The organism is Gammaproteobacteria bacterium (assembly GCA_035279405.1).
GTDB lineage: Bacteria > Pseudomonadota > Gammaproteobacteria > Natronospirales > REEB76 > REEB76.
In genome coordinates this window covers 1-1,265 of record DATEHU010000005.1, presented here as the reverse complement: position 1 = coordinate 1,265, position 1,265 = coordinate 1, and the positions used below count along the sequence as shown (strand labels likewise).

2 protein-coding genes are annotated in these 1,265 nt (G+C 60.6%); one reads left to right on the top strand and one right to left on the bottom strand.

Annotated elements, in window-relative coordinates; genetic code table 11:
* Positions 1-41: 41 nt before the first annotated feature.
* Positions 42-638 carry a hypothetical protein gene (locus tag VJR90_00065; GenBank protein HKV95874.1) on the bottom strand — a complete coding sequence of 199 codons (597 nt, stop codon included), beginning with the start codon at positions 636-638 and terminating at the stop codon, positions 42-44.
* A 411-nt stretch (positions 639-1,049) separates the two neighbouring features.
* Here VJR90_00065 and VJR90_00060 point away from each other — a divergent pair.
* Positions 1,050-1,265: hypothetical protein (locus VJR90_00060; protein HKV95873.1), on the top strand; the 216-nt coding region annotated here is incomplete at its 3' end.

Sequence of the window (1,265 nt, the reverse complement as noted above, 5' to 3'; positions counted from 1 at the left end):
CAGATGACGGCGTGTCATCTGGGATGTTGCGCAACGTGTGTTCAGGCGAACGCGCGGTCCAGCGCAGCCAGCAACTGCGCCTTGATCTCGGCCTTCGTCTGACCCGCGTTCTTCTGCGCAACGACGGCCGCAGTGATCGCGCCGCTGACGCGCACCTTCGCCGTGCTGGCCGCAACGCGCGGCGCCTTCGGCACGCCGACGACGGCCTTGCTGAGCCTGTTGATGCGCTGCGTGAGCTTGTCGTAATACTTCAGCGCAGGCGTGCCGGCAGCCGGCTTCGTCTCCGGCTTGATCGTGGCACCCGGGTGCTTCTTCTCAAGCGCGATGGCAACGGGTTCCAACGCACTGTCGAGCCACACGTCGGCAGCGAGCGCCTTCGAGACAGCGCGCGTGTTTGTCACATCAACGTCATTGCTAGCGAGGATCGATCGAAGCCCGGCCGCGATGGTCACATCGCCCGCATCGAGTGCGGCACGCGTGTCCTGTGCCTGCCGGTCAAGCGCCAGCAGTTCGGCGACGGTGCTGCTGGCTTTCGTCAGCAGGGGGAACGCGGCGCGCGCCGCCGTAATCTTGTCCGCTCCCGCGGTGCCTGCCGTGTAGGTGGTGTTGATGATGTGGGTGAAAACGAGCTTAGCCATGATGGTGTGTGTATCCAATGAGTGAGAGTGAGTGAGTAACCGACGGGATGTGTATGTGTGAGTACCCCGTCACCGGATCAGCCCTGATCCGATACCTCTATTGTAAAGAACCTACCTTTTGAGGGACCAGATGACACCCTGTCATCTGGGTATCGGAGGGGTACGGTGGGGTACCCCCCTGTATTGAGTGGATGTTACCCTCGCCCCCTGAACACTGTTTTCAACTTATTCTTAGTAAAAATCGAAAATCCGCCCCAAAATTATAAAAAATAGGGTATTTTCGGCATATTCGCCGCCTAATACTCGAATTGCACGGTATTTGGGCCAAAAAGGCGTGAAAAAGCCCCCGAAGATCGCTCTCCGGGGGCCAACCCTTTGCCTCTGACAACTGCACGGGTAGGATACGCTCCCATGTCGCTGTTCCAACACCTAATTTCTGGGGAACTTCCGTTCGATGAAGGGTACGAGGACGATCCCGCGCTGTCGGCGGGCGCCGCGCCCCCGGAGAAGCCGGAATCCCTCGACGACGCCTCCGTTCGGGACGTTTTGGCGGCCCAGGCGCGCACGGCAGACTGGCTGGAGCAGCTCGGAGCCCACGTAGACGACCCAGAAGGCCCGCCACAGCAC